At 39.2% G+C, this 26,996-nt stretch carries 15 protein-coding genes; 8 read left to right on the top strand and 7 right to left on the bottom strand.

Features of this window, described 5'->3' with window-relative positions:
• Positions 1-11 precede the first annotated feature (11 nt).
• The 4 genes from purB (at position 12) to EHO58_RS08430 (ending at position 4,077) form a co-directional block, all read left to right on the top strand.
• Positions 12-1,313: an adenylosuccinate lyase gene (gene purB / locus EHO58_RS08445; protein WP_135679653.1), complete on the top strand. Its 1,302-nt coding sequence runs from the start codon at positions 12-14 to the stop codon at positions 1,311-1,313.
• Positions 1,313-2,077 carry a Rossmann-fold NAD(P)-binding domain-containing protein gene (locus EHO58_RS08440; protein ID WP_135679652.1) on the top strand — a complete coding sequence of 255 codons (765 nt, stop codon included), beginning with the start codon at positions 1,313-1,315 and terminating at the stop codon, positions 2,075-2,077. The genes purB and EHO58_RS08440 overlap by 1 nt, the downstream gene beginning before the upstream one ends.
• Positions 2,074-3,177, top strand: a complete 1,104-nt coding sequence (locus EHO58_RS08435; RefSeq protein WP_135679651.1) for an AraC family transcriptional regulator — start codon at positions 2,074-2,076, stop codon at positions 3,175-3,177. Before EHO58_RS08440 ends, EHO58_RS08435 begins: the two co-directional genes overlap by 4 nt.
• A gap of 72 nt (positions 3,178-3,249) precedes the next feature.
• Positions 3,250-4,077: a sterol desaturase family protein gene (locus EHO58_RS08430; protein ID WP_135679650.1), complete on the top strand. Its 828-nt coding sequence runs from the start codon at positions 3,250-3,252 to the stop codon at positions 4,075-4,077.
• A 185-nt stretch (positions 4,078-4,262) separates the two neighbouring features.
• Here the strand turns inward: EHO58_RS08430 and EHO58_RS08425 are convergent, their stop codons facing one another.
• The 3 genes from EHO58_RS08425 to EHO58_RS08415 are packed head-to-tail and all read right to left on the bottom strand — an operon-like array spanning position 4,263 to position 9,232.
• A complete protein-coding gene (locus tag EHO58_RS08425) occupies positions 4,263-6,278 on the bottom strand; it encodes a PAS domain S-box protein (RefSeq protein WP_135628589.1) in 2,016 nt (671 codons plus the stop codon).
• A gap of 45 nt (positions 6,279-6,323) precedes the next feature.
• The gene (locus EHO58_RS08420) at positions 6,324-8,258 is read right to left on the bottom strand and encodes a hypothetical protein (protein WP_135679649.1); all 1,935 of its coding nucleotides are present in this window, start codon (positions 8,256-8,258) and stop codon (positions 6,324-6,326) included.
• Positions 8,255-9,232 (bottom strand): glycosyltransferase family 2 protein, encoded by a 978-nt coding sequence (locus EHO58_RS08415; RefSeq protein WP_135679648.1) that lies wholly within the window; start codon positions 9,230-9,232, stop codon positions 8,255-8,257. Before EHO58_RS08415 ends, EHO58_RS08420 begins: the two co-directional genes overlap by 4 nt.
• A 198-nt stretch (positions 9,233-9,430) precedes the next feature.
• Between EHO58_RS08415 and EHO58_RS08410 the strand changes: the two genes are divergently transcribed.
• From EHO58_RS08410 to EHO58_RS08395, 4 genes are read left to right on the top strand one after another with little or no spacing between them, the layout of a single operon-like run.
• A complete protein-coding gene (locus tag EHO58_RS08410; RefSeq protein WP_008594836.1) occupies positions 9,431-9,772 on the top strand; it encodes an STAS domain-containing protein in 342 nt (113 codons plus the stop codon).
• A gap of 14 nt (positions 9,773-9,786) precedes the next feature.
• Positions 9,787-12,813 (top strand): LIC_11026 family protein, encoded by a 3,027-nt coding sequence (locus tag EHO58_RS08405; protein ID WP_135679647.1) that lies wholly within the window; start codon positions 9,787-9,789, stop codon positions 12,811-12,813.
• A 5-nt stretch (positions 12,814-12,818) separates the two neighbouring features.
• Positions 12,819-13,442, top strand: coding sequence for a DUF1318 domain-containing protein (locus EHO58_RS08400; protein WP_135679646.1), 624 nt, complete (start codon positions 12,819-12,821; stop codon positions 13,440-13,442).
• Between the two features lie 4 nt (positions 13,443-13,446).
• Positions 13,447-21,030, top strand: a complete 7,584-nt coding sequence (locus EHO58_RS08395) for a TolB-like translocation protein (RefSeq protein ID WP_135679645.1) — start codon at positions 13,447-13,449, stop codon at positions 21,028-21,030.
• A 9-nt stretch (positions 21,031-21,039) separates the two neighbouring features.
• Here EHO58_RS08395 and EHO58_RS08390 read toward each other — a convergent pair whose 3' ends face one another.
• From EHO58_RS08390 to EHO58_RS08375, 4 genes are read right to left on the bottom strand one after another with little or no spacing between them, the layout of a single operon-like run.
• On the bottom strand, positions 21,040-24,201 hold the full coding sequence (locus EHO58_RS08390) for an efflux RND transporter permease subunit (RefSeq protein ID WP_135679644.1): 3,162 nt from the start codon (positions 24,199-24,201) through the stop codon (positions 21,040-21,042).
• A gap of 1 nt (position 24,202) precedes the next feature.
• On the bottom strand, positions 24,203-25,222 hold the full coding sequence (locus EHO58_RS08385; protein ID WP_135679643.1) for an efflux RND transporter periplasmic adaptor subunit: 1,020 nt from the start codon (positions 25,220-25,222) through the stop codon (positions 24,203-24,205).
• Positions 25,223-26,551, bottom strand: a complete 1,329-nt coding sequence (locus tag EHO58_RS08380) for a TolC family protein (RefSeq protein WP_135679642.1) — start codon at positions 26,549-26,551, stop codon at positions 25,223-25,225.
• A gap of 60 nt (positions 26,552-26,611) precedes the next feature.
• The gene (locus EHO58_RS08375; protein ID WP_135628580.1) at positions 26,612-26,962 is read right to left on the bottom strand and encodes a hypothetical protein; all 351 of its coding nucleotides are present in this window, start codon (positions 26,960-26,962) and stop codon (positions 26,612-26,614) included.
• Positions 26,963-26,996: the final 34 nt, after the last annotated feature.

The following is a 26,996-nucleotide window of genomic DNA, read 5'->3' as shown; positions in this document are numbered from 1 at the left end:
AGGAAACTGGAATGATTGATCGGTATTCGAATCCTGAGATCTCTAAAATTTGGGAATTGGAGAACAAATTCGATATTTGGAAAGAAATCGAAATATTGGCCACCGAAGCCCGGATGAAAAAAGGTGAGGTTCCTAAAGAAGACTTCGAAGAGATCCGTTCCAAAGCAAGATTTAATGTGGATGAAATTTTGGAAATTGAATCCAAGGTCCACCATGACGTTATCGCATTCTTAACTAATATGAATTCTTATATCGGGCCTGCAGGTCGCCATGTGCATTACGGCCTCACTTCTTCCGATATTGGAGACACCGCACTTTGTGTGCAGATGGTCCAAGCAATGGATCTGATCTTGAAAAAAACGGATCAGTTGATCGAAGCGATCAAGGAGAAGGCGATCCAATACAGGGATCTTCCTTGTATAGGTAGATCTCACGGTATCCATGCGGAGCCGATGACTCTCGGTTTGAAGTTCGCATTATTCTATGAAGAAATGAAACGAAACAGGGTGCGTATGGCCCTGGCAAAAGAAGAAGTTGCCGTAGGAAAATTATCCGGAGCAGTCGGAACTTATTCCAATATCGAACCGGACATTGAAGAATATGTTTGCGAGAAGTTAGGGCTTAAACCTGATCCGATCGCGACCCAGGTGGTTTCAAGAGATAGACATGCTGCTTATATGTCCGCGTTAGGCGTAACTGCTGCGAGTTTGGATCGTTTTGCAACTGAAGTTCGCCTTCTTCAAAAAACGGAAGGTAGAGAAGTAGAAGAACCTTTTTCGCCGGGTCAAAAAGGATCTTCTGCAATGCCTCATAAAAGAAATCCTGTGATTTGTGAAAGGATCTCCGGAATCTCCAGAGTGATTCGTTCTAATGTCTCCACTGCTTTACAAAACGTGGCTTTATGGCATGAAAGGGATATTTCCCATTCTTCTGCAGAAAGGATCGTAGTTCCTGATTCCACAATCGCTCTAGAATATATTCTGGATAAAATGTTATTCGTAGTAAAAAATCTGCATGTCTATCCTGATGCGATCGAACGGACTTTGGGAACCACAAGAGGTTTGATCTTCTCCCAAAAGGTTCTTCTCCACTTGATCGAAAAAGGTGGGATGACCAGAGAAGACGCGTATGCAATCGTGCAAGGTCATGCGATGGCAGTTTGGGCGGATATTTCCCAAAACCTTAAGACAAGACTTGCGGAGGACCCTAAGGTGCAGAAGGTTCTGAAACCTGGAGATCTGGATTCTATCTTCCAAATTTCTCCTTATTTAGATAAAGTCGGGCTGATCTATAAAAGACTCGGTTTGGAGTAATGCCTAAGTTTGCGATTTTTGGGCTGGGATATACCGGCCTACGAATTCTAAATACATTAAAAAAAGAGAATACTGTTATAGGAATTTCTCGAGCTACGCAAGTAGAAGAATCCGTTCTTTTGGATCTATCCGATGTGGCGGCTTTGGAAAATTTCCGCAAAGAGAACGAAGGCTCGAAGTTTGACGCGAGCCTTATCACCTTCCCCGCTCAAAAACTCGAAAATAGAGACCAAGTTTTTGATTCTATTTTCTCCATCTCTAAAACGGTTTGGATGTTTGGGTCTACCAGCATCTATCAACGGATCACGCCTGATATCACTGAAAAAACTCCTTTAGATCCTGAACATGATCGTTATGAAACGGAGTTACAATTTTTGGAGAAGGGTGGTAAGATCCTCAGGCTTTCCGGGATCTATGGACCGGATAGAAATCCTGCAAACTGGGCGAGAAAGGGCTCCGTTAAAAAGACTAAACGCCAATTGAATCTGATCCATGGGGACGATATTTCGGAAGTAGTACGTTTGCTTCTATCTTATCTCGGAAATGATCTGCCTTCCGAGTTAATTTTATCCGACGGACAATGGCATACATGGTTAGAGATCTTCCGATTTTTAGAAGATCATGGTAAGATCCAGGTTGTTCCGGAAGAAAAGATGGATAGAGAGGACAGTTTTATAGATAGCAGCTTGATCAGGAAATTTCTTCCTGGTTTACAAACAAAGGACTTTTGGGGAGAATTGGAAAAACTGGAAGAACTCATTTGATCTCGCAGATCACGGACATATTACATTTATTCTGTCTTTCGAATCTAATCTTCATTATAGGACTTTTAGGATGGAGGTACATTTACGATTTTAGGATACGTATCGCCGGAGGGTTCTCATTCGGGATCATATGTTATATCATTCTTTCCTTGGATCCTGATTTAAAAATCCCTTATTCTATTCGCGTATTTTTATTTGCAGGTCTTATCAGTTTACCTTTTTTCTTTTGGATGATCAGTCTCGCAATCTTCGAAGATCATTTCGAGATCAAATTTTGGTATTGGCTTTTACTTCTCGGTAAGGTAGGAGTCTCTGCGTTGTCTGTTTATCCTGTATTGGATCTGATCAACATGAGAGGGCCTATTGTTTCAGAAACTGTTCTTGCCCATATCATCATTCCAACTCTTCTGTCCTTGGGTTTCGTTGTGGCCGCAATCATTCGTATCTATTCAGGACGAAAGGATGACTTAATCGAGACAAGAAGAAGATTACGTGAAGTCCATATACTGATGACCGGAAGTGTAATCACTTTTAATATGTTTTCTCACTTGATCCTAAGGGGTAAGGTCTTATCTGAAATTTTAGATTTAGCGAATGTGGTCTTTGCCTGGGGACTTATACTTGCGTTTATGTATTTAGTCTTCGAGCTGAAAGAAGGTCTCGTCGATCCAAGACCGGAAGAGTCAGGGGACAAAGAAGAAAAAGCCGTATATGCCGACCCGGCATTGAAGAAAAAATTAGTCTCGGCGTTCGAAGAAACCAAACTTTATAGAAAGGAAGGCCTGACAATCGGGCAGCTTGCAGAAGATTTAGAAGTACAGGAATATAAACTCAGAAGGTTAATCAACCAAGCAATGGGTTTTAGAAATTTTCCAGACTTCTTAAATCGTTATAGGATCCAAGAAGCCTGCGAGATACTTCTGGATTCGGGAAAGGACGAAATTCCTATCATTCGGGTCGCCATGGATCTAGGTTACCAATCCTTGGGACCATTTAATCGCGCATTTAAAGAACTTACTGGAGTTACTCCGACAGAATTCCGCCGCAATCGTGGTAGGGACGAATCCTTAAAAAGTACCGCCGATTTTGAAATCAGCTAGAGATTTTTAAAATTCGGATAGGCTGATCCTTGTCCTATCGTGTAAACTGTGTGCACACACGGAGAGAATAGGATGAATGAAATTGTGGATCAAATGGGCTATACCGCCTATTATTTTCTGACCTTGGGTATGTTATGGTTCCGCTATATTTTGATGGCTGGGATCGCTTATGTTTTCGTTTGGATGATCTACAAAGAAAGACTTAAACATAAGATCATCCAAAATAAACTTCCTGAAAAAGATAAAATCTCCCATGAACTTAAATATTCGGCGATCTCACTTGCGATCTTCGCCGCTTCCGGGATCCTCGTAGTCTTGATGAAAAAGGCAGGTTGGACTTTTATCTACGATAAGGTGGAAGACTATGGTGTTCCTTATCTATTATTCAGCATTATTGCTTTAATATTCCTGCATGATACTTATTTTTATTGGACACACCGTATGATGCATCATCCTCTTCTTTTCAAAAAAATGCATTTAGTACATCATAAGTCTACTAACCCATCTCCTTGGGCTGCATTTTCTTTTCATCCGTACGAAGCGGTAGTGGAAGCGGGGATTGTGCCTCTTGTGATCCTGTTTTTACCTGTGCATACAACTGCACTTATAGTATTTTTCTTTTACAGTAATTTTTTGAACGTATTGGGGCACCTTTCTTTCGAACTTTTCCCTAAAGGATTTATTGAGAATAGAATATTAAGACTTCATAATTCTACTACTCACCACAATATGCACCATAAATACTTTAACTGCAATTACAGTTTGTACTTTAATATTTGGGATAGAATTATGCGGACGAATCACGAGAATTACTTCGATACTTTTAGAGAAGTGACGAATCGAGAGCCCGAGGTAGCGGGGGATTCTAATTTGAGAGAAGTAAAGGTTCAGAGAGTTTAGAATAGACATTGGAATGTAGGAATTCCAACAAGAAAAGAGATGTAAAATTTGATTGTTAAGATTCGAAATTTGTGATATATGCGAAAGAGCTCTCCCACGAGCCACTCCCCCCACCCAAAGCTCAGGGTGGGGGCGCCTTTGAACCCATGTAGGAACTCCTACAAAAAAATCCCCAACCACAATTCCTAATAAGAAGCTGGGAATCGTATCCTAGTAACTGTTCCTTGCTCGGAAGAAAGATCCATAACAGAACCTTTTAATTGCTTAGTCAAAAGATCCACGAGTTCCAGACCCATAGAATCTTCAGATTTAGGATTCGAGGATTTACCTTTTCCATTATCCGTAACATCCAAATGGATCCAATTTCCATCCTTGTAAAAAGAGATCTTGATGATCTTTTCTTCCGAATGTTTTTTATACGAGAAGGCATGTTTTAGAACATTAGTTACTAACTCGTTCAGGATCAAGCCGATAGGGATCGCTGAATTTTGTTTGATAGGAAGGGATTCACAATTTAGGGAAATTTGGATCTCTTCTTTTTTGTGGCCGAACGATTTGAGAAGACTATCCACAAGCCTGCTTACGAATTCGGGGAAAAATTCGTCACTGATCCTATGTTTTCCATACAAAGATTCATGAACATAGGCCATAGACAAGATCCTATTTTGGGATTCTGTCAGGACCTGGGTTGGATTACTTGCTTCTACCTGTTCCAATTGGATAGAGAGTAAACTGGATAGGACTTGCAGATAGTTTTTAACTCTATGATGGACTTCTTTGAGCAAGATATCCTTTTCATGAAGAGAATTCGCCATAATTTCTTCCGCAAGTTTTACTTGAGTGAAATCTGTGATAAAACCTTCTAAGGCGATCAATTCACCATTATCACCTTTGACGGCTGAACCTTGTTCGAATGCCCATCGCATTTCTCCATTTCGCTGATAGATCCGATATAGAAGGCGATACGGAACATTCTTGCCGATTGCTTCCGTAACTTCATGAAAGACTCTTTCAGTGTCTTCCGGATGCATGATCTCCCCATAAGTAACCGTACGATTAGAAACGAAGTCGGACGGAGAATAACCTGTAAGTTCGAAACAACCCTCGCTGATAAACTCCATGGTCCAGTCGTGATCGTATGCACAACGATACGCGATGCCTGGAAGATTTCGGATCAAAGTGGAAAGTTGTCTTTCACTTTCTTTTAACGCAGTTTCCGTTTTTTTATAATAAGTAATATCAGTGCACATCGCAAGTGAACCATCGTAATTTCCTTGCGAATCGAATATCGGATTTGCGGACATTAAGAGCCAAACAGATTCTCCATCCGGACGTTTGAAATAGAAATCATGGACTTCCGCTTTTCCTTGTTTTCTTTCTTCTAATCTTTTATTTACGATATCTGTTGCTTCGGGAATTACAAAGTCGTAAAGATTTTTACCAAGGAGTTCTTTTTCACTCATTCCCAGGAATTCCGCCATTTTAGAATTCACGAATGTGGTTTTATTTTCCTTATTGATTAACCAGATACCTTCTAAAGTGGTATCCACTATCTTTTTATAATTTTCTTCCGTTTTGGAAAGTGCCGCCTTTGTTTCTTCGAAGAATACCAGTAGTATCACGATTGCAGAAGCAAATCTAAAAAGGCCTGCGATGAAATAACCTATAAATCCGAATTCAGGATGGAATCGTAAGAAAGGATAATTGAGTACATGGAGTCCCCAAAGAATGAAGATCCAACCGGCGATACTTTTTCCTAAACTTGGAATTAGGTTTTTAGTTCTAAGGAAAATGATCCCCGTATAAATTTGAGATCCGCCTATTAGTATATAGATCGGCCAGACCATATATGCGTCTCGGATTTTCTCTATATCCAGAAATATCGCCCAAAGACCGGTTAATAGGAATAAGATCTGAAAAGGTCTGGAAAATGATTTATTTAAAAAATATAAACAACCTAAGAACTGGAAAAGTGCTCTGATAAAATCGATGGAGAAGGAAGGAAAATATTTGTAAGAGTCCGCTCCTCCTACCTGCATAATATTTCCTAAATAGCCTAAAAGATGGAATATCCAACAGATGGACCAGGCAAGCAAAGCCTTCTGTCTTTCCTTTTTATATAAATATAGATAGATAAAAATGAGAAAAAAGGCGGAAGGCGTAGCCGCAATAATGGTGGGTAATAACCAAGGATGAGTCACGATGCCTTGAGCCGTTTACCGAAAACAGGTTTCGGTTTAGTCCGATTATTTTCTAATAAGACGAAATTCTTTGAAACAATAATCTCCAGTCGGGTGTTTAATTTCTTTAATCGGTTCTAGGGTAATTCCTAAACTTTCCGCCCTGGAAAGAACCTTAGGAGGCAACTCACAAGAAGGTCCTACATACACGGCTTTGTCAAACTCGTCCCAGGATTTCCATTTGTATTTGCTATCGTTGCGATATTTCCCTTTTTCGACCGTTTTTTGCCTGAACAAAAGATCGAATTCGGATGCGAGAATTCTTCCCGGCGTCTGGAAGTTCTCCTCGTCATGGAACATATTGAATGCGACGTATTTCCCTTGGGGGTCTATCTCTTTTGCAAATTCTCTTGCAGGTTCGAATACTGCGGTGTCGAATCCTTTTAAACAAAATTGGTTTTTGGAAAAATACGTTTGGCTGAATAACCCGGATTCTCTCACGAATAGGCTCGAGGCCCAAAGTAAAAAGAATAGGAAAACCCCGGAGAAGATGAATTTTCTGTTCTTTTCAGAAATTTGAATTAATCTGAAAGACCATAAGCTTAAGATTGTAAGTAAAGCAGGCAAAGGATAAAAAACATGCCTAAGTTGTTTGTTCCCTGTGCTCGCATCGATGACGATATATTGCAAGAATACGATCACTGTGATCGCGAATAACGGATCTTTTAGAAATTTAGGCCAGCTAATATTCTGCAACTTTGCAAGTAGAGAATCTATTCTTCCTTCTCCTTTTGTTTGCGGAGAGGAAGTTTTGTCTTTTCCGTTTAGATAGAGCCAATAACCGATTGCACTCAAAGAAAATAAGAAGAAGGTCCTAAAAATCCAAGGTTCGCTGAATACATGACTCGCGGGAAATTTATCTGCGGGAGATTCGAATAAACTTAAGATAAAACTGCGAACAAATTTATTCACGATCATCTGAGCGTTTACTAAACTCATCACCCTATCCAGGTTCGTGAATAACCAGATAAAACAAGGAAGGATCGCATACAGATAAAGAATTTTGATAGAAGGAGGAGAAATTTCTCCTAAGTCTTTTCTATTCTTATATAAGAAATAATTGAAGTCCAAGAAAAGAAGAACTGTAAGGAAGTATAATACCTTTTTAAACGATCTTTGGTCCAGATTCCAATCCGTCACTACTCTCAATACAGGTAATGAAAGAACGAGTAGGACTACGACAATCAGGAACAAAAGTCTGATCCCTTTATAATGGACCTTTACGGAGAATCTAATAAACCCGATCCATTCCGGGAATCTGGAAATCAACTCGAATAAAAAGATGGAGATGAATAACAAAAGCCCATAAGGATACTTAGTAAAAAATAGAAGTATCAAAACCGCAGAGACTAAGGCTGCAACCTTGGAACCGACAGGCAAACTTTCTCCCGGTTTTAAGTCCTTTACGGAATCATAAAGTTTATACAAACCCCAATACACCCAAAGAAGAATGAACATTCCTTGGGTTTCCAACATAGAAGAAAGACTATAAGCAGGGGTTTCAGAAGTATGAAGGCTTAACGCCAATACGAAAATAGAAACCAAACTTCCGAAAAGAAGAGACCCTGAAATCCTGGAAACGATATAGATGATAGAAGGAAAACAAAGAGCATAAAATGCCAAACCTAGAAAGGAATCCTTCCAAGTGATTGGCCATTCGCCTGGGCTTGCTAAAAGTAAAAGTGAGAATATCGGCCTAAGAGGCGGCCAGGTAGCAGCTTCCAAGAAAGGAAGCGTTGCTCTCCAAATTTTACCGTCCCTATAATCTTGGAATTGGTCGTATACTGCCGTTAGTCGTATATTCTCATCCCAAGTAAGAAGGTCCGTAATCGGGCAAATCTCTAAGAATGCCTGCCAATTTTTGGAGATCATAACTCCAGTTGCAAATAAGGCAAGTAAGCCGAATAAAATGCCTAAAACTCTATCCAAGGTCCGGTTCATTTTTTAGATTTTGGTCTCGCAGAGTAAATCTTTTCGATCACATACAGAGGGCGATTCTTGGATTGATCGTGTACTCTGCTTAGATATTCGCCTATCATCCCTAATGCGATAAGTTGGATCCCGCCTAATACTAATGCTACAATCATAACCGAGGTCCAGCCTTGGATCGTATTATCAGTAAAAAGTTTTAAGTATAGAATATAGATAGTGTATAATGCTCCGAAAAACGCGGAAGTAAATCCTAAATAAGAGGAAAATTTAAGCGGGGCAGAGGAGAAGGAGGTGATCCCATCCAAAGCGAACTTGAGCATCTTGCTAACTGAAAACTTGGTTTCTCCATCAAAACGTTCGTCTCGATCATATTCCAAACCGGTTTGTCTGAAACCGATCCAAGCAATCAATCCTCGGATATAACGATGTTGTTCTTTCATGGAGACTAGAACATTAGTCACCCTTCTGCTCATGATCCTGAAATCTCCCGTATCGATTGGGATCTCGAACCTGGTCAGCTTTTTTAGGATCCTATAGAATACGTGAGCAGTAATCAGTTTGAAAAAAGATTCACCTTCTCTTTTCTTTCTTCTGGCATAGACAACATCGTAACCTTCTGACATTTTTGCGTAAAGGTCCGCCACAAATTCAGGAGGATCTTGCAAGTCTCCATCCATGACTGCGACTGTTTCGCCTCTTGCAGTATCGATCCCTGCAGTGATCGCCAACTGGTGTCCGTAATTTCTAGATAAATTTAAAAGAAAAAAACCTGGCTCTGATTCGCAGAATTTTTTTAATACATCGAAGGTTCCATCTCTCGAACCATCATTTACAAAAAGAATTTCCGTATCTTCTTTTCCGAAGCGGTGTTTTTCTTTTAAGATAGTGAGTAAACCCCGAAGTCTTTTTACAAGTTCGGGGATGGTTTTTTCCTCGTTATAAACGGGAATGACTAGGGATAAAAGAGGGGGCTTTGCGGGCATTGCTGACCTTGGTACGATGTTTGTATTCGGCCAAAATGTCGACAATATTTCCTGTAATTTCTATCAGAGTCAAAACCTAGTTTCTCTTTGATTTTTGGGAGCTTTCGAGGGATTCTACTGGTCAATTCTGCAAAAAAGGGCTTTACAAGGAGGCTGGAATGCAGATCTTATATAAGCACAAAAATCCAAGAAAGGGTTATGAAAATCAAAGTCACCACTAAAAACGACGTTCACATCATCAAGATCGAAGGCCCGATTAAAGCGGGAAATGAATTCGAACTTGGTCAAAAAATCGAGGAGTATATCTCGAAAGGTGACGTTCCGAAGTTTATCATCGACCTGAAAAAAGTTCCTTTCATCAACTCAGCCGGTTTGGGGATGTTTCTTAATATCTACAAACATATCGACGGTTTGAAAGGTCGTATGGTATTCACCAATTTGAATAATGATATCGAAAATCTAATGGAGATTACAAAGTTAGCCAGCATTTTCGAGATCTACAAAACGCTGGAAGAGGCTATCGAATCCTTCGAGTATTAGCCTAAACATTTCGGTTGGCTTCCGAGTTCTTACAGTATTTGAAAAAGAAAAAACTCCGCCTTGGGATCATTGCGGGGATTTTTCTCTTCTATCACCTCCTATTTAACTCAATCACAGGACAGATCCTAGTAGATAAAATCGCCTCTTCCGTTTTTGCGGGAAAGTTCGAGGCGAATGTCAGGAGTTTTTCTCCATTCTACGGGATCAGATTCACTGACGTAAAATTATATCCCACAACCGACTGGGGTGTGAAGCCTGTAATGACCGCTAAAGAGTTGGGGATCGCCTATAATCTTCCTCTTGTCATTTTCGGAAGATTGAAAATTTCCAAAATTTCCATTCACGGATTGGAGTTGGACCTCCAACAAAGAGGGAATATTTGGAATATCTCCTCTACTTTTCCTCCTAGTAAAAAAGAAGAAGCTACCATCGAGAAAACGGAACCTCTTACGGAGATCCGTACTTATATTCCAGTCAGTGCATTCTTAGAATTGGATCTGAAAGATATCAATGTGCATGTAAATTCAGAAAACGGTTCTAAATCTTACTCAGCAGGATTAGAAGGATTGGAGCTTGGATTTCTTTTAGATACGAATCGTTTTACAAGAATTCCATTCGATCTGAAAGTTTTGGACCTGATCGACGAATTCCAAGTAAAATTGAATCCGGAGAATCAGATAAAACTTAAATTCCAAGATTCATCCGGTGGACTGGACCATCCATTTAGGTGTACATTGGTTTGGGAAAGGGCAGAAGGCTCCAAGTCAGGTTTCCATTCCAGGCTCGATCTCGGTTCAGAAAAAATACCTATACGGATTGCAAACAGAGTCAGTGCACCTTTTGGTTTTTCACTTAAATACGATTTAGATGTTTCACCGGAGAAGAAGGAGCTCCTACTTAGAAATTTAGAATGGAAAGTAGGGGAAGATACCTGGTTAGAAGGGAGTGGAAAAATTTCAGACTTCGCTGCGGATTCGGGAAAAGTGAATCTCGCCATCCAAAAGTCCAGGATCAGACTCGCACCTTTATCGGATTTTTTGCATAGTCTTGGATTTGATTCATTCTCCATGAGCGGAGAAGCAAGCCTTGCTCCTATTTTAGCGGAAGGTGATTGGGACAATCTAAGAGTTCTGGGAGAAGTTCGCGGAAACTCATTGGATTTCAGGGTAGGGAAGAAGAGACATTCAATTCCTGTATTCAATTTGGATTGGGATATTCGGATCGACCCCCAGAGTGAAAAAGATCCAGGGCCAAAAATCCCTCTTCCCTGGGTGAGATCTTTTGCATTCAAAAATTTGAAAGCGATCTATAATGAAATTCTGTTAGAGGGAAATCTGAATTATTCCCAGACGGAAGGCCCGAATCTAAATCTTAAATTGGATAATTTCGGACTAGGAGATTATCTTGCCGGGTATTCGGGAAAATTTTCCGCAGAACTTTCCGCTTTTGGAAAAGATTTTTCACAATTAGATGCGGGGTTAAAATTAAGAGCCAGAGGTTTTAGGTTTCCATTAGGAAGAGGAAACTCCGGAAATATAAATTTGGACGGAGGCCTAAAAGCTATATTCCATTTTCCTAAAAAAGCCTGGGGCCTGGAGGAAATATTAGTATCTAATTTGAACCTACAAGCCTTCTCCCCGGAAGGTAACTCTGCTGCAAAATTGAATACAGGTGGAAGGATCGGGCTTGGGGAACCATTCGTATTAGATCTAAAAAAAGCGGGATTGGATCTGGACTTAGAACATCTTGTTCCTCTTCTTCCTTTATCACTCCGAGAAACAATAATCCCCGTCAGAAACCAAGTAGGTAAGAAGATCGGATTGGACGGAGATTTTTATTATTCACTCGGGAATCACGGACAAAATATCCAAGGAAGTTTAGGAGTAGACCTACCCGGGATGAATCTACGAGACGGAAAACTTTCTTTAGATCTAAAGATGATCGGAAGTCCAAGTTCTAAGATCAAAATCGATAAACTTGAATTAAGTGCGTTTTCCCAAAAATTATATTTAGGGCTGGGTGGAGAATTAACCAAAGCATCCAAAACAGGACCTTCTCCATCTCTGGGAGAATTTATCCCGAGTTTAAAAGGAGAATTAAAACTTTTATCTCCTAAAGAGGCCGGACTCATCAAAGGATTATTCTTTCAGGGAGAAGCGGGAATTAAATTTAATTGGTATGGAAGTCTTATCCAAGGGAATTTAATATCTAAAAATTCTAATGTACTTTTACAGAGCGGCGTCTGCCCTGGATACGATTGTAAATTGTATAAGATAGACGGTTGGAATGCGGATGTTCCGTTCGCACACGATCTTTCAGTTAAAGAGACCAAAAATCTGATCGAAGGAAATAAAAGAAAATTCGTGATGAATTATGGCAGAACACCAGCTCCTAATTTTACGATTCGACAGATCATTGGAAACCATCCTTCCTTAAAAGGAACTCCTTTTGAATATAGTAGGCCTAAAGCGGAGTCTCCCGGACTTTCCGCTAATATGGAATACTCGGAAAATTATTTACGAATGGATTATCTCAAAGTATATACTCTGGACGGAGAAATTTGGGGTAAGGATATGATCGTTAACGTCGGCTCAGGAGATCCTGAAAAAATGGAATATTCAGTTTCTTTGAGAGTCAAGGATATAGATCTAAAACAATTGCTTCCAGCGAAAACTCAGGTCAAGATAGATGATGGAAAAGTGAAAGCCGATCTGAATCTTTGGGGGAGAAATCTGGGAGATCCGGTCCCTAATTTGAATTTGTTTTTTAGTATCTATCAGATCGGGAACGATTTTGGTAAAAGTGCGATCAATATTTTTGCACCTTCTAATATACTCACCGATTTTATTTACGGCAGTTATGCGGTAGATAAGATAGAATTGGAATTGTCCAAAGGCTTGGTATATGCAGTGATCCTATTCAAACGTTCCATTTTAGGAACTATTATCCAGTTGGAAAATAACCAGGTGTCCCAGCAAAGAATGCCTTTGGCAAACTTCTTGAAACGTGCCCAAAACGAGATCGAAACTTTCAATCAGTAAAACTTATGAAGAATATTCCGAAATCCTATATTATTCTTTTTGCAATCTTTCCTTTGTTCGTGTATTGCCCTATCAAGGCCCCTCCGATCACGTTTACTCAGACCCAAACTGCTGCAGAAAAACAAATGTTGGGAGAAGATCGAAATCTTGAAAAAGACGGATGGTTAATTGCATCCATTAAAACTTCTTCTTCCGGTTCCGAGATCTGGGAAAGAGATCTAATTAAGGAAGAATTTGGAAATACAGGTGATAATCAATTCTATATGGCACTTCGTATTCTTGCGTATCTTGCGAGAGAACTTAGGGAATACAGAAGTCTCGGAGTATTGGCAGAAGGGCTGGATGGAAAAGTAAGATGGAATCCTAAGCTTAGAGAAGCGGGAGCGGACAAAATTTCCCAGGATCCGAAACAAAAGTCTCGAATAGATGATCTAATCAAACTTACGAACGAAAATAGAGACATCATAATTAAGGAAAAATTAAAGAAGGCATTTGCAGATCCGAATCGAACTATTACTGAAAAAGAAAAAGGTTCCATTAAGGAAAGTATCCAAACCACTTGGCTCCGTTCTGTGGATATAGGGGAATATTACGAAGTTTCTTCCGGGAATTGGAAAAAGAAGGAATAGTCTAATGAGACACTGGGTCCTATTTTTTTTCCTACTTCTATCCAGTAATTGCCTTGTTTTTATCCCGGTACAAAAGGTAAAACCGATCGAGTTCGATTACGGCCCGATCTCTAAAAACTATTTCAATCCTGAAAATGATAAACCGTTTCCTTTGACAGTTCAAAGGGGAAACAACCTTTATAATTCCACCACCAAGGATGGAAGATATCTATTTTATACGACGGGTCAAAAAGGAAATTATGATATCTGGTTTAGAGATCTCAAAAGTTCCATAGTGGTCCCAATCACGGAACATCCTTCTTCGGAATACAAGCCTGCTATTAGCCCGGACGGTAAGAAACTTGCATTCGTATCGGAACAATATGATACAGCGGGGGATATAGTCCTTTTAGAAATAGAGCCCGAAGTCTGGGCTAAAAAGATTTTAGAAGGAAAAAGATTTCTAAACGACGACTTCGAGTTTATTACAAATCCGGAATATTCTGATATTTCTAAGTCGGATAGGTTTTCGGACTCGGATCCTATTTGGGGAATGGATAGTAGGGTATTATTATTCTCTTCGGATAGACTAACTCCAGGGACACCTAACCTGATCCTATGGGATACGGAAGGAAAAGAAAAACCGATTTTACTCACTCAATCAGGGGCAGTGAATCCATATTGGTCCCAGGATGGAAAATCGATCGTATATCTTTCATATGCGGATTCCAGGGAAGGGGAGATCTATTCCTTGGATTTAGATACAAGGAAATCTAAAAGACTAACAAATGATTCTTATTTAGATTTTTCTCCCAGCCTATCTCCTGATGGAAGATATTTATTCTATACATCTATTCGTTCCGATTCGGATGGAAATCGAAAATTGGACGAGAGAGATAATAGTCTGATTATCCGATTGGATCTTTCTGATATGAAAGAAAGAAGACTTACCTCCGGAAATTTTTCTTTATTCGATACGAAATATTCTTCCTTTAACGGAGGAAGTGTCCTGTTCACTGCATCATATTATGGAACCTTAAATATCTATTTTCTTCCTTTGAGTGGGTCGATCCCGAAGGCTTCTAATATTTCCGCACAATTTGAACTGGCAAAAGAATACGGCAAAAAACAATCCCTGGATGATTATCTATTGGCATTGGATTCCTTGGAATTATATTACAAGGAAGATCCACTTTATCCTATTTTTCGAGCCAAGGTTTTAAACGAAAAATATTCACTCTATAAAAAGTCCGGAAAAACCTCCGAGATCAAAAAAGAAATGAGCGCTTCTCGTATGGACCCTAAATGGGGTCTTGCTTATGTATTCTACTTGGAATCTGAGAATAAAGGGATCTCTGAAATTAAAGAATATTTTTCTAATATTCGAAATAATGCAGATGCTCAGGTGGCAGCTTCTATCTTGGAAGAAATCGGAAATTTAGAAGAAAGATCCGGTAAAATAGAAGCTTCATTGAATTCAAAACAGGAATTGGTGACTCGATTTCCTGGATATTATAATATTCACGAAATTTTAAGAAATATAGGTGCCCTACAACTGAAAGAAGCAAAGAAGAAGGATTGGACCATACCTTCTACACTTTTGCAAGCGGCGAATGAATCCGAATCAAAAACGATCGAACTTAGGAATTTATACGGACTTTTTGAAGAACAGATATTGGCAGGTAAATCGGATTCGGAGAAAATTTCTCTCTCGGAAAAGATAGAATCTTCGAATAAGATCAAAGAACGTTCTACTGTATTATACAGATTTTTAATGTATACGAAAGCCGCGGGGCTTTTCGGACAGGGAGCATTTGCGGAAAGTAATTCTTTGCTCGAACCTTTATTAAAAGAGATTACTCCCAAAGATCCACTTTTTCTAAAAATTCATCTATTACGATCCTCGAATTTTAAAGGTCTCGGAAGTGTGCGTTATTCTTTGGAATCTCTCCGCACATTTTTAGAAAACTATGATCATGATTCCGGAGTAGAGATCTCTGATAAAGAGATGGAAAGGTTCTTTATCTATTTTGAGAATCTTGCTCGGAACTATGAGAATCGATCCGACTTCTTCCAAGCATCTCTACATTATTTTTATAATACGGAAAATATGTTCCTGGCGAAGAGCAAAAATCTCTTTCAGGACACCGTTTATAAGGACTATGCCATCTATTATCAAAAACTGATGGTGGATACTTCTTTTAAATTGGCCAGATCTATAAGTGAAAAGAATGCCTCGAGTATTTTAGGTAATTTGAATCCTCTCGAATTCGATCCATTGGATAAAAAAGAAGGGCTTGTTTATATAGATCAGTATTTTGAGAAAGAGAAAATTTTACCTCGGGCTCGGGCCTTCTTGGACCTAGCCACATTATACGGTTATGCGTATTATCTGATCAATCGTTCCGTGATCCGGGAAACATTTTATTATAATTCCGGAACAATGGACCGTATCAAAAAAGAGGCGGCTCTTAGGGATTTCAAACAGGCGGAATATGAGCTTAGATGGATCATATTTGCTGAGCCAACTTATCATGATGCATACCAACTTTTAGGTTGGTTATACCAATATGTGGACATCATGAAGTCTAGAAAACCTAATGATAAGGAACCTACTGATGAGGATAAGTATAAGGACGTATATTCCAAATATTTCCCGGAGAAAAACTTTGAGGAGAATATAGAGTTATACAGCCAGATCTTAGAGTTGCTTGGAGAAAATTTCCAAAACAAAAAAGCTCTCTCGGATCTTAGATTGAATTTAGGTAATAATTATTTCTTACTTAAAAACTATCCTAAGGCGGATGAACAATATTCTTTAGTCGAATCTTATTCGAATTATATAATATCTAAGGCGCAATTCGAGGATTATAGACAAAAAGCGGTCTTCTTATTCAACTCCGCTCGTGCTTCCATGTACATGTCGAAGTATGGAGACGCGGTCCGAAAACTAAAGAATGCATCCGATATATATTCTAAAAACGAATTTTTACAATTATACTCCGGAACGGATTACACTAAAAACCTTCAAAGTTATAGGGAAAAATTAACTCTACTTAGGACATTAACAGGCTTATCCCATATGGAATTGGGAGAATACGCGCTGGCTCTTCCTTATCTGACGGAAGCTCTGGAATTAAACGAACCTTCCCGATTAGTAGACCCAATCAATATCAGAAACGCATTAGCGATTTCTTATCAAAAGTTGGGTTATATTTCCAAGTCCGAAGAAAATTTAAAAGAGGCGGAGATATTAGCTTCTTCCAGGACAACTCTCTGGTTACCCAAAAAGGTAAGTCCTAAATTTTGGGAATCTGTCTGGGATTCTATTTGGGATTTCGTTTTTGAAACGGTTCTTCCGGATTCGGTCCGTATTTCCGGATCAGGTAGATTTCCGGAGGCTATTCCTCCGGTATTCCAACCATTATTGTCTTCTGGAATCAGAGTAAATAATCTTGTTTTAGAACAGAACTATCGTTTAGCCGCGGAAGAAACAGATAAACGATTGGAATATGTAAGTAAAAAAGGTTTGAAGAAAACTTTGGCCGGGCAATTGGTGCAGTCCCAATCTTATGCAGACCTTGGGTTTTTTCAGTATAAAAGAAATGAATTTGAAAAAGCTAAATTAGCGTTTTTAGAAGAGAATGATTTCTTAAAAGACTCTGCAAACCTATCAGGAAGGTCAACAGGTAGCTTTAAAAGATATTTATATTCGTTATTCGCTTCTATAGAAGCCTCCGATAAAAAGGTATATTCCGAAGAATTAAACAAAGCGTTGGAAGAGCTTGATAGATTCAAAAGAGAATCTATGGAGAACTGTCTCTCTTCCTGGTCGGAAGATCTATTGGAAGGAAATTCGGTATGTTCCGAAACGTTTTACAAACAATATTATGATTATGATATATTAAAAGCGACATTACTCTATTATTCCGGGGAAGAGAATTTTAAAAAAGGAGAATGGTTAGAAGGTTTCGAAAAATTAGGGATCTCTTCTTCTTTACTCGAAACTCCTTCCGGATTGCCGAAAGAGATTGTTGGACTTTCAAAGGATCCATTCCCGAGAAAAGAAAGGGTATTTCACTTTTTAAGTAGGGCTAGTGTATTTTATAGATTAGGGGACCTGGAAAAAGCGGAAGAATGTTTAAAAGCCGCGGAAGAGATGGCGAATGTATTTTACTTTGGAGCTGAGTTGATCCAAACCTGGGTTTTACAAGCAAGGCTGGATCTAATCTCTAAAAAGCCGGATAAGGCAAAGGTAAAACTATCCAAGGCAGAAGAACTCCTTAAAAAACAATTTCATCTGATCTCGGACAATAAAAGTTTTTTACTAAGGGATTTATACGAAACAAAGATCAGGGCGGAACTGGACTCCGGAAATACGAATACTGCGTTTAATGATTGGATACGACTGCAGAGATTATTAAATTTTCGTAATTTTCAAAAAGGAAATTGGGAATTCAAAGAAGCCAGGGCGGAATACATAAAATTTGAATCGGATTGGAAAAACTACAGAAATACTTACTTTAAATACCAGAATGCCTTGGAGACAAGAGGGGATGTTAAAAAAGAAGAGATTACACTTTTTCAATCTGGAGCCCAAGTCACTAAATCTTTAGAAGTGTTAAGATCAAAATTTCCCAAAAGAACTGCGTTTTTAGATCCTTTCGGCCCAGTTGCCGACGAAGTTCTAAATCAGAATGAAACCGAAATTCGTTTATTGGAATCCAGAGGTTCCGTATTTGCAAGGATCAGAAGTGCTTCTTCTTTAAAAATCATGAATTTTGAGAATGAATCCAAAGCGGAAAGTTGGATCAAATCTAATTATGAAAATGCAGGTCGTAATCTTATTTTAGATCCTGGAAATACATCCATTGGGGAAACATTGGGATCTCAGATTTCCGGCATCAGCTTTAAACTTTCTTCTTCGGTCTCTAATAAAGAAGAAAGAACTCCGAAAGTGATCTCCTCTTTTTTGCCTATTGGCGGATGGAATTACAGAAAAATAGATTCTGATTCCTGGACGGATATATTAGAAGATACTGATGTATTAATAAGTCCTTTCCCTGATGTAAAAGGAGATTCTACCTTTGGAGAAAGAAAAAAGGATACACTCGAATTAAGAGAACTTTTTTCGAGAGAACATAGATTAGGTGCGGTCATATTTACTTATTCTGAAAAGCCGAACTGGCGCCAGATCTCAAAAGTTTACACGGGGCTTTCCGGATCGGGCGTAAATTTGATGTATGTATGTCCCGGCGAAACTTGTGTGAAAGAATCCTTGGGGGAAATTTTTACAGGTAAACTATCCAATTCTGCGATCCGTTTCGGAAGACTTCAGGAAAGATCCGGAAATAGAAATGTAGAAGCGGAAAGGTTATTTGCTAAGTCCAGAAGAGACGAAAGAATTTCGGATTCTTCCGAAGTGTTTTCCGGTCTACATAAGGCTCGTTCATATGCGGAATCGAATTCTAATTTAGCTCTTAAGATCGAATCGGATCTGTTAAGGGCTTACCAAAGGTTAAAACCTGATTTTTCTTTGGGTAAAATTTTCTCCTTACGTTATGAAAATCGAGATCTAAATTCTCAGAAAGAATTAGGATTGAACTTATGTTTGTCCAGATTGCTGGAAACGGAATATAAAGACTGTGGTGGAATCTCTCTGCCGGAAACTAAGAATGAAATTTTAAATGGAATATTTGCCTTAAAAGAGGGGAAATTTCCAGGGACTTCTCTCAGTTCTAATATTTCAGCGGATAAATACGATCCTTTCTTATTTAGATTAAAACTTTCTAATCTAGCCCTGGAAGCTTATTATCCTGATTTGGCTATTTCTCAACTTGGACTTGCGAAACAATTTATCTCCTCCGGTTCGGATCTGGAAACTTGGAAAAAGATGGAAGCTCGGATCAAGAAAGAAAAAGCTCTATTGGAAGAAGAGGAGGATTGGTCTGAAAATTCTAATCAAATTGAATTGGACCCGCAAGAGAGAAATTATCCAAGGCATTTGGCATTTTTAGAAAATCGTAAAAAGTTAGGACATAGGATCTCCCCTCTTTCTTTATATTCTGAGATCCATAGTTCTTCCAAAACTTTGTTCCAAACATTAGATACTGAGTCCAGATCTTCCGTGTTGGATCTACTACGCTATTCTCTTCCGGAAGAAACCGGAAAGGAAATGGAAGAATTTTTGAATTCTTTTGTGGAACTGGAAAGTTTTAAGAAAAATTTTCCACGACAAGCAAGGATCATGTTAGAGTTTTCAAAGGCTTATCTTTCCAGAGGGGATTATGATAAAGCAAAATATTGGATCTCCAAATCGAAAGGAATTTCGGATGAGCTTTATTCTGCTGAAATTGAATTTTTAAATTCTAAAATTTCCTATTTAGAAGGCAAAAAACCCGCTAAAATATCAGAGTCCGGTTTTTCCGAATATCTATCCGAATACGAAAATGCTTCTACTAAAAAGTCTTCCGAATTTGTGGAATTAACAAATCGTTTTGTTAAACATAGAAAAAAGAAAAAGTTTATCTCTGCAGAAAGAAGAGAGCTTAACGATTTTATAACGTATTTGCAGACTCTTTCCTTTCAACAAAATGATTCGGAGACGTTTTTCGATTTAGGACTGATCAAGGATAAAATTTATGCAGTTCGTTCGGCTTTGTTTGGACGTTCTGTTTCTTATTCCGATCTTCCTAATTTTAATAAAATATCCTTCTCATTGGAAGAGAAAATTCCTGAAAACCAAGAGTTCTTGGCTTTGATGGACCTGGGGTTGAAAACTTTCTATATCAAATTTACAAAAGGTAAATCCAAAGGTGACCTCGCTTTCAAAGACAATCGAAAGTTAAGAGCTTCTATTTATAAATATAATGAAGAAGCAGATAAGGGTGGTGCAGAGGTTTTACTGAGGGAAGCTTTGGAGACTGAGATTCGTCAGAATATTCGTCCTTCTAAAAATAAGACCACATATCTATATCTTTCTTCTTATCATTTCTTGGCTCCAATATTGCCTAAGGCGGATGAAGAGATCTATTATGTGGCAGATCCGGAGACATTACTAAAAAATCCTGTGCATAAGGAAAAGGACGAATTCTGGGATGGGTTTGGGATTATCACTAAGGATGATTCAAACTTTCCGAGCTGGTATTCACAGTTGCTCCAATTGGAAAACTTAGAACTTTCTCCTAAGGGAAATCCTTCGATCACTCCATTTCATGTGCTTCGGATACCTTTAGTGGAAGATAGAGAGAGAGGAATTCTGTTCGGAAATAAATCTGTTTCTGATATAGAACCTGGAACTTTACAAGGTGTTTGGATACTCGCTTCTTCTTTCCTAGAGGGTTTGGGGAATGCTTCTTTAAGTTTAAGAGATTCATTATATTATTTAGGAAAATTTTGGAAGGGACCAGGGATCGTAAATCTTGGGTTCCAAACGGACACTCATAATTCCAGATTCTTAAAAGAGATTTCCTCCAGAAAAGAAGACTCTAAAACTTCTCTTCGGAGCCGTTTTTTGAAAACGATGGATACGATGAGAGAAGTCTACCCTGTAGATAAATATTGGAACGGTTATAGATTATTTACGACTTCTTTTATTATAAAAGAATAATCCTTAGTTTTATTTGTGGGATTTTGCAAGAGGAGATTTCGATTTTTCCACCAAATAGAATATGCAGGGCAGATAAACCAGGGTAAATATTTCCAAAGTTAGACCCCCTACTATAACTGTTGCCAAGGGTCTTTGCACATCCGAACCGATCCCAGTGGCGGTTGCCGCTGGAATTAAACCTAGTAGAGCTAGAAGAACAGTCATGATTCTCGGTCTGAATTGCAATTTTGCCGCCTCTAATACCGAATTTTTCAGATCCAGATGATGACCATCACTAAGTAAATGTAACATTCTGGAAACGAATAAGACGCAGGTCATAGTCGAAATTCCGAAAAGGGAAACAAATCCAACTCCGGCGGAGACCGAAAAATTCATACCTCTTAACTGTAATGCAAGAATTCCTCCGGTAACCGAAATCGGAAGTCCTGCAAGTCCTAATAGAGCATAACGTGGAATTCTAAAGATCGCAAATAGAAAGCAGAATATAAGCCCGAGGGTCGCAGGAATTACTATCCTTAACCTTTCGCCTGCTCTAGTTAAATTTTCGAATTGTCCTCCCCATCCAATATTAATCCCTTCGGGCAGTACTACTTTTTCGGAAATTTTTTGTTTAGCTTCTTGGACAAAACTTCCCTGGTCTCTTCCCCTAATGTTTGTGCGTACGGAGATTTGTCTTTTTCCATCCTGTCTTTGGATGATCGTAGGTCCGTCTTTTAATTCTATCGTCGCAAGTTCGGAAAGAGGTATCCTTCCTCCGCTAGGGGAACTGACTAAAAGATTTTTGACGGATTCCAAAGAGGAGCGGAAGTCTGTGGTGTATCTTACCACTATATCGAATCTTCTTGGGCCGTCGTAAAGTTCTCCCACTTCTTTTCCACCGATTGCCGCTTCCACAGTGTTTAGGATATCCGAGGCATTGATCCCGTATCTTGCGGAATTTTTTCGGTTCACTTCTATAGTGAGTTGAGCCTGATCCCTTTCTTGTTCTATCCCGGATTCCGTGGCTCCATGTATTTCTCGAATGATTTCAAGGATTTCGCCCGCGGTTTTTCTGAGTTCCTTTAGATCTTCTCCATTCAAAAAAATCGCAAGATCAGAAACGCTTCCTGTTACAGATTCGGTAACATTATCCAAAATCGGCTGGGAAAAAAGAAGTTGTACTCCTGGGAGAATGTCCTGCAGATCCTTTTTGATTCTTTTTAAAAGTTCCGCTTTCGGAATTTTTTCCTTCCAGAGTTCGTAATCTTTCAAACCTACCAGGATTTCCAAACGATTCGGTCCGTAAGGATCCGTTCCCTCGTCATTTCTTCCGAGTTGTGTTAGAACCACAGAAACTTGTTCGTGTTTTAATAATGATTCTTTAATGGACGGAATATATTTTTCGGCTCCTCGTATATGCATACCGACCGGAAAAAAACATCTTACATTGATTGCGCCTTCGTCCAATTCAGGCAGGAACTCCGTCCCCAGTCTGGCGAAACCTACTGTGAAAGTAAATAATACGATCCCAAGAGAGTAACCTACGGTTTTTCCGGGGGATTTTAAGGCGATATTTATTACAGTATCATAAAGTTTTAATAGATTTTCCAGAACCGGATTTTTCCATTCTAGGGGAGTATCCGAATAAGAGCCCATTTTGGACCTATAAAGTAAGGCCATGAGCACGGGTATTACTGTAAGCGTTAATAATAAACTTCCCAATATGGCATAAGAAAGTGTGAATGCCATAGGAGAGAATAATTTCCCTTCTATCCTTTGGAATGTGAATATAGGAAGATATGCGAATATGATGATCGTGATGGAAAAAAAGATCTCTTTTCCCACTTCCGTGGCGGATGTTTTGGTAAGATCCAAAATTTCCGCAAACCCGGTCCCAGCCCGATGTGTTTTTCTGTGATCCGAATATTTTCTGAAAATATTCTCCACCATAACGACTGCACCGTCTACTATGATCCCAAAGTCGATCGCTCCCAAAGAGAGTAGGTTGGCCGGAATACCTGTGAGTTTCATCATGGTAAATCCGAATAATAATGAAATCGGAATCGTGCAAGCAACCACGAGTGCGGATCTTAAACTTCCTAAGAAAAAAATCAGAACTAGAGTTACTATACTAACTCCTTCGAATAAGGTATGATATACTGTGCGGATCGTATAGTCTACTAGCTCTGTCCTGTCATACGTAGCTACTATCTTTACTTCTTTCGGAAGAAGATGTTTGTTGATAAAGTTTATTCTATCTCGGACTCTTTCGATCACTTCGGAAGGGTTTTCTCCTCTTCTCATCGCGATCAAACCTTGGATGCCTGAATTTCTAGCTTTGATCTCTCCAGTGATCGGATTCCTAAGACTATAACTGAAAAATCCGTCCGGATATCTGGGATACTCTTCCACAGAGGCAAGATTGCTGATATATATCGGAGTTCCACCGACAGCGGTAACCACTATATTCTCGATATCCTCTTTTGTCTGGATGGCACCTAATCCGCGTACTACGAAACCTTGCTCTCCTCTTGTGAGAATATTTCCTCCCGTATTTCGGTTATTATTTTTAACCGCTTCCATCAGGTCCGAAAGAGAAAGATGATATCTATATAATCTGTTGGGAGAGGTGATGATATGGATCTGTTTTTCAAGACCTCCGAAGTTTACAATATCCGCTACACCGGGGACCTGTCTTAGAGATGGAATGATCACCCAATCCTGTAATGTACGGAGTTCCATAGGAGTCCATTCCGGATCCGCTTCTATAGTATAACGAAAAATTTCTCCAACCGGTCCTGTCAAAGGTGCAAGGCTTACTTCGGCTTCTTCCGGCAATTCAACATTATTCAGTCTTTCTAAAACGAGTTGCCTTGCGGTAAAATCAGTGATTCCGTCCTCGAATACGAATTGTAAAACGCTTAATCCGAAAATTGTTTTGGATCTTCTGGTCAGAACATATGGAACGGAATTTAACCCTCTTTCTAAAGGGAGAGTGATTCTTCTCTCCACTTCTAAGGCAGCTTTTCCGGGAAGAAGTGCAATTACGCTTACCTGAGTATCTCCCACGTCCGGGTATGCTTCTTTTTTTAGATCGGACCAGGACCAAAGTCCGAATCCTAAAATGGAGACAGCAAGGGTTATACTAGGGATCCTATTTTCTAAACAAAAGGAGATAAGTTTATCTATCATTTTAGAATCCGAAACTTAAACCTTTTAAAAGAAAGGCTCCGTTTATGATCACGTTATCTCCCGTTTGAAGGCCTCCGTTTATGATCGTTCTATCTTCTCCGGATGTTCCTAATACTACCTGCCTTCTTATGAATATTCCCGGTTCTTCCTGGATGAAAACATAACTTTTTTCATCCACTGTGACTATGGAATTATTAGGTAATACTATGACGGAAGTTCTAGGATCACCGAAATCGACCCTTGCATACATTCCAGGTAGGATTTTATCCTTGGGATTTTTAATTGTGACCCGAACTTTAACGGTTCTTAATATAGGATCCACCACTTCTCCCACTGCTTCCGCTTCTCCTAAGAATATTTTTCCGGGAAAGGAGGAGAATTGGATCCGTACTTCTTCTCCTTTTTGAACCTCGCTCAACTGTGATTCCGGCACGTCGCAGATGAGCCAAAGAGAGGAACCGGTGACTGAATCCAATTCTTTGGGATTAAAACCTATGGTCCTAAGTTTTGATTCCGCTTCCGCACTTTCGGATTTGGCGATCGCAAAATTCGATTCCGCTTCTGCAACTTCTCTTCCTGTTGCTGCTTGGTTTGCATACATATCCCTGACTCGATTCAAATCTTTTAATGACTTGGAAGTAACGGCTCTTCCTCTTTTGTATTCGGCGTAGATTTGGGTGGTTTCTCCGGAATCAAAAAGAATGATTTTTTCTCCTGAGTTTACGGAAGTATTGATACTTGCGATCACCCTTGCAGGAGCAAGGACAGAAAAAGATGCGTTACCGATCCCCACTTTTACTGTTTCGAATTTTGCAAGTGCAGGAGAATCGGAAGGGAATTCTATATGTTGTCCGTTGTCGGTAACTTTGGGACTTCTATCTTTTTCTTCCTTCCAGGCTTCCTTCTGTTTATGGGAAGAATACCACGAGTTTAGCCAGAAAGAGAATATTATAAAAATGAGAATAAGGAGCCATCTTTTAGGTCTTCCTTTCAGATAACGTTCATACAAAGAAGAAAACATCTATTTGTCCGCTCCTAAGATCGTTTTTCCGATGCTACTATTCAGGATTTCCATAGATTCTATTAGATCTGAATTTAACCGTATCGCTTTCACTATACTATCGCTGTATGATTCGTAAAAATCAGCAAATTGTAAAATTGTAATGTATTTTTTTCTATAATTTTCTATCATTAGATTTGCTAGATTTCTATAATCCTGAGTAAAATAATTTCTGTATTCGCCGAATACTCTCTCTTTTTCCTTAAGTTTAGCGAGGGCCGCCTTTACTTCCGTTTTTACGCTCAAACGTTTTTCCTCGTATGCAGCCTTTTTCGAAGCAAGAGCCATTTCGGAAGTTTTGATATTTCCTTGGTTCCGATCGAATACCGGAATTGTCGTGGATACGGTAAATCCGTAATAGTTCTGTATATAATTTCCGGCTCTATCCCAGCTTCCGCCCAGAGCGAGATCGGGGACGGCCATGGCTTTTTGTAGAGAAAGATTGGTCTGTTCCGCTTTGACGGAAAGTTCCATACTTCTAAGATCCGGCCTCCATTCCATGGCATTATTGATGAGCTCATTCTGATTTAACCCGGGAGTAAGCGGGGTATATTCATTATTTGGAATATAGGAGGGAGAAATTTCCGAATCGTAAAAACTCGGCTCATTCAATAATACTTTGAGAGAAGCTTCCTTATCCAGGATATCTTTTACTAACTCGGAACGATCCGTTTCCAAACGAAATAGGATCGCTTTTAAACGCAGAACTTCGGAAAGAAGCATCTCTCTACTTTTATAAACTTTTTCTGCGCCTATTATTGTACTCCTTACCTGGGGAATACTTTCGTCGTAAAATTCCAAAGCCTTTTTGGAAAAATATAAACCGTAAAAAGTGGACCTGAGCTCCAATCTTAAGGACCTAAGTGTATCATAAAATAATTGCTCCGCAATTTCTTGGTTCCATTTGGAGAGACGGATCCTTTTATCTCGTTTGCCTGCTAATAGGAATAACTGTTGGACTTGGATTGCGGTTTGTCCATGTCTTGTGGTATCTAAATAAACTCCCGTATTCTGATTATAGATATTCTGATCCAAAAATACGGAAGGATTATCCCAAAGCCTCGCCTGTAATACGGCTCCTTTCCGGGATTCTGCATCTAATTTGGAGGCAAGAAGTGATAGATTATTTTTTAAAAATAAGTCTTCCGCTTCTTTTAAGTCTATAAATTTAACGTTAGGTGCCGTTATCTCCGCTTCCGGATCGGGCGGATCTGCCTCCAGAGCAAGGCATAGTGCACTTAAATATAATAGAATAAGAAAACGTTTTTTTCGGAATATGTATGAGTACATACTGGAATACCCCCTATATGATTTCAGGATACGATTTAGAATTTTAATAAATACTAATATTTAAATCGACAGGGGAGGGGGCAGATCTGTGAGCAAATTCGACAAAACGAATTGAGATCCGCAGGAAAGTTGCTTTTTCGAGGTTTTAGTAAAGAATCTAGATATTAAAAAATCGGAGATCTCGGAAGAAGGATCATATTCTGAAGAATCCGACATCCAACCGGAGTAGATCCCATCCTCGTCCATATCCGCTTTATGAGTCCATTTTACTAGGTTTTTATGGACCTTTTGTTTGATTTGGTATCCTGTTTCCAGTCCGCTAGGGGTAGGATAGAAGGAAATGGAGAATTGGAATAGAAAAAAGGGAAGGATAAAATAAGGATATCTTCTGATTTTTCCCAGGCCAGACATTCGAATGAAAGTATCTTATTTGTATCTGATTTGA

Origin of the sequence: Leptospira selangorensis, from assembly GCF_004769405.1 — a bacterium.
Lineage (GTDB): Bacteria > Spirochaetota > Leptospiria > Leptospirales > Leptospiraceae > Leptospira_B > Leptospira_B selangorensis.
This window is presented reverse-complemented; position numbering and strand designations above follow the sequence as displayed.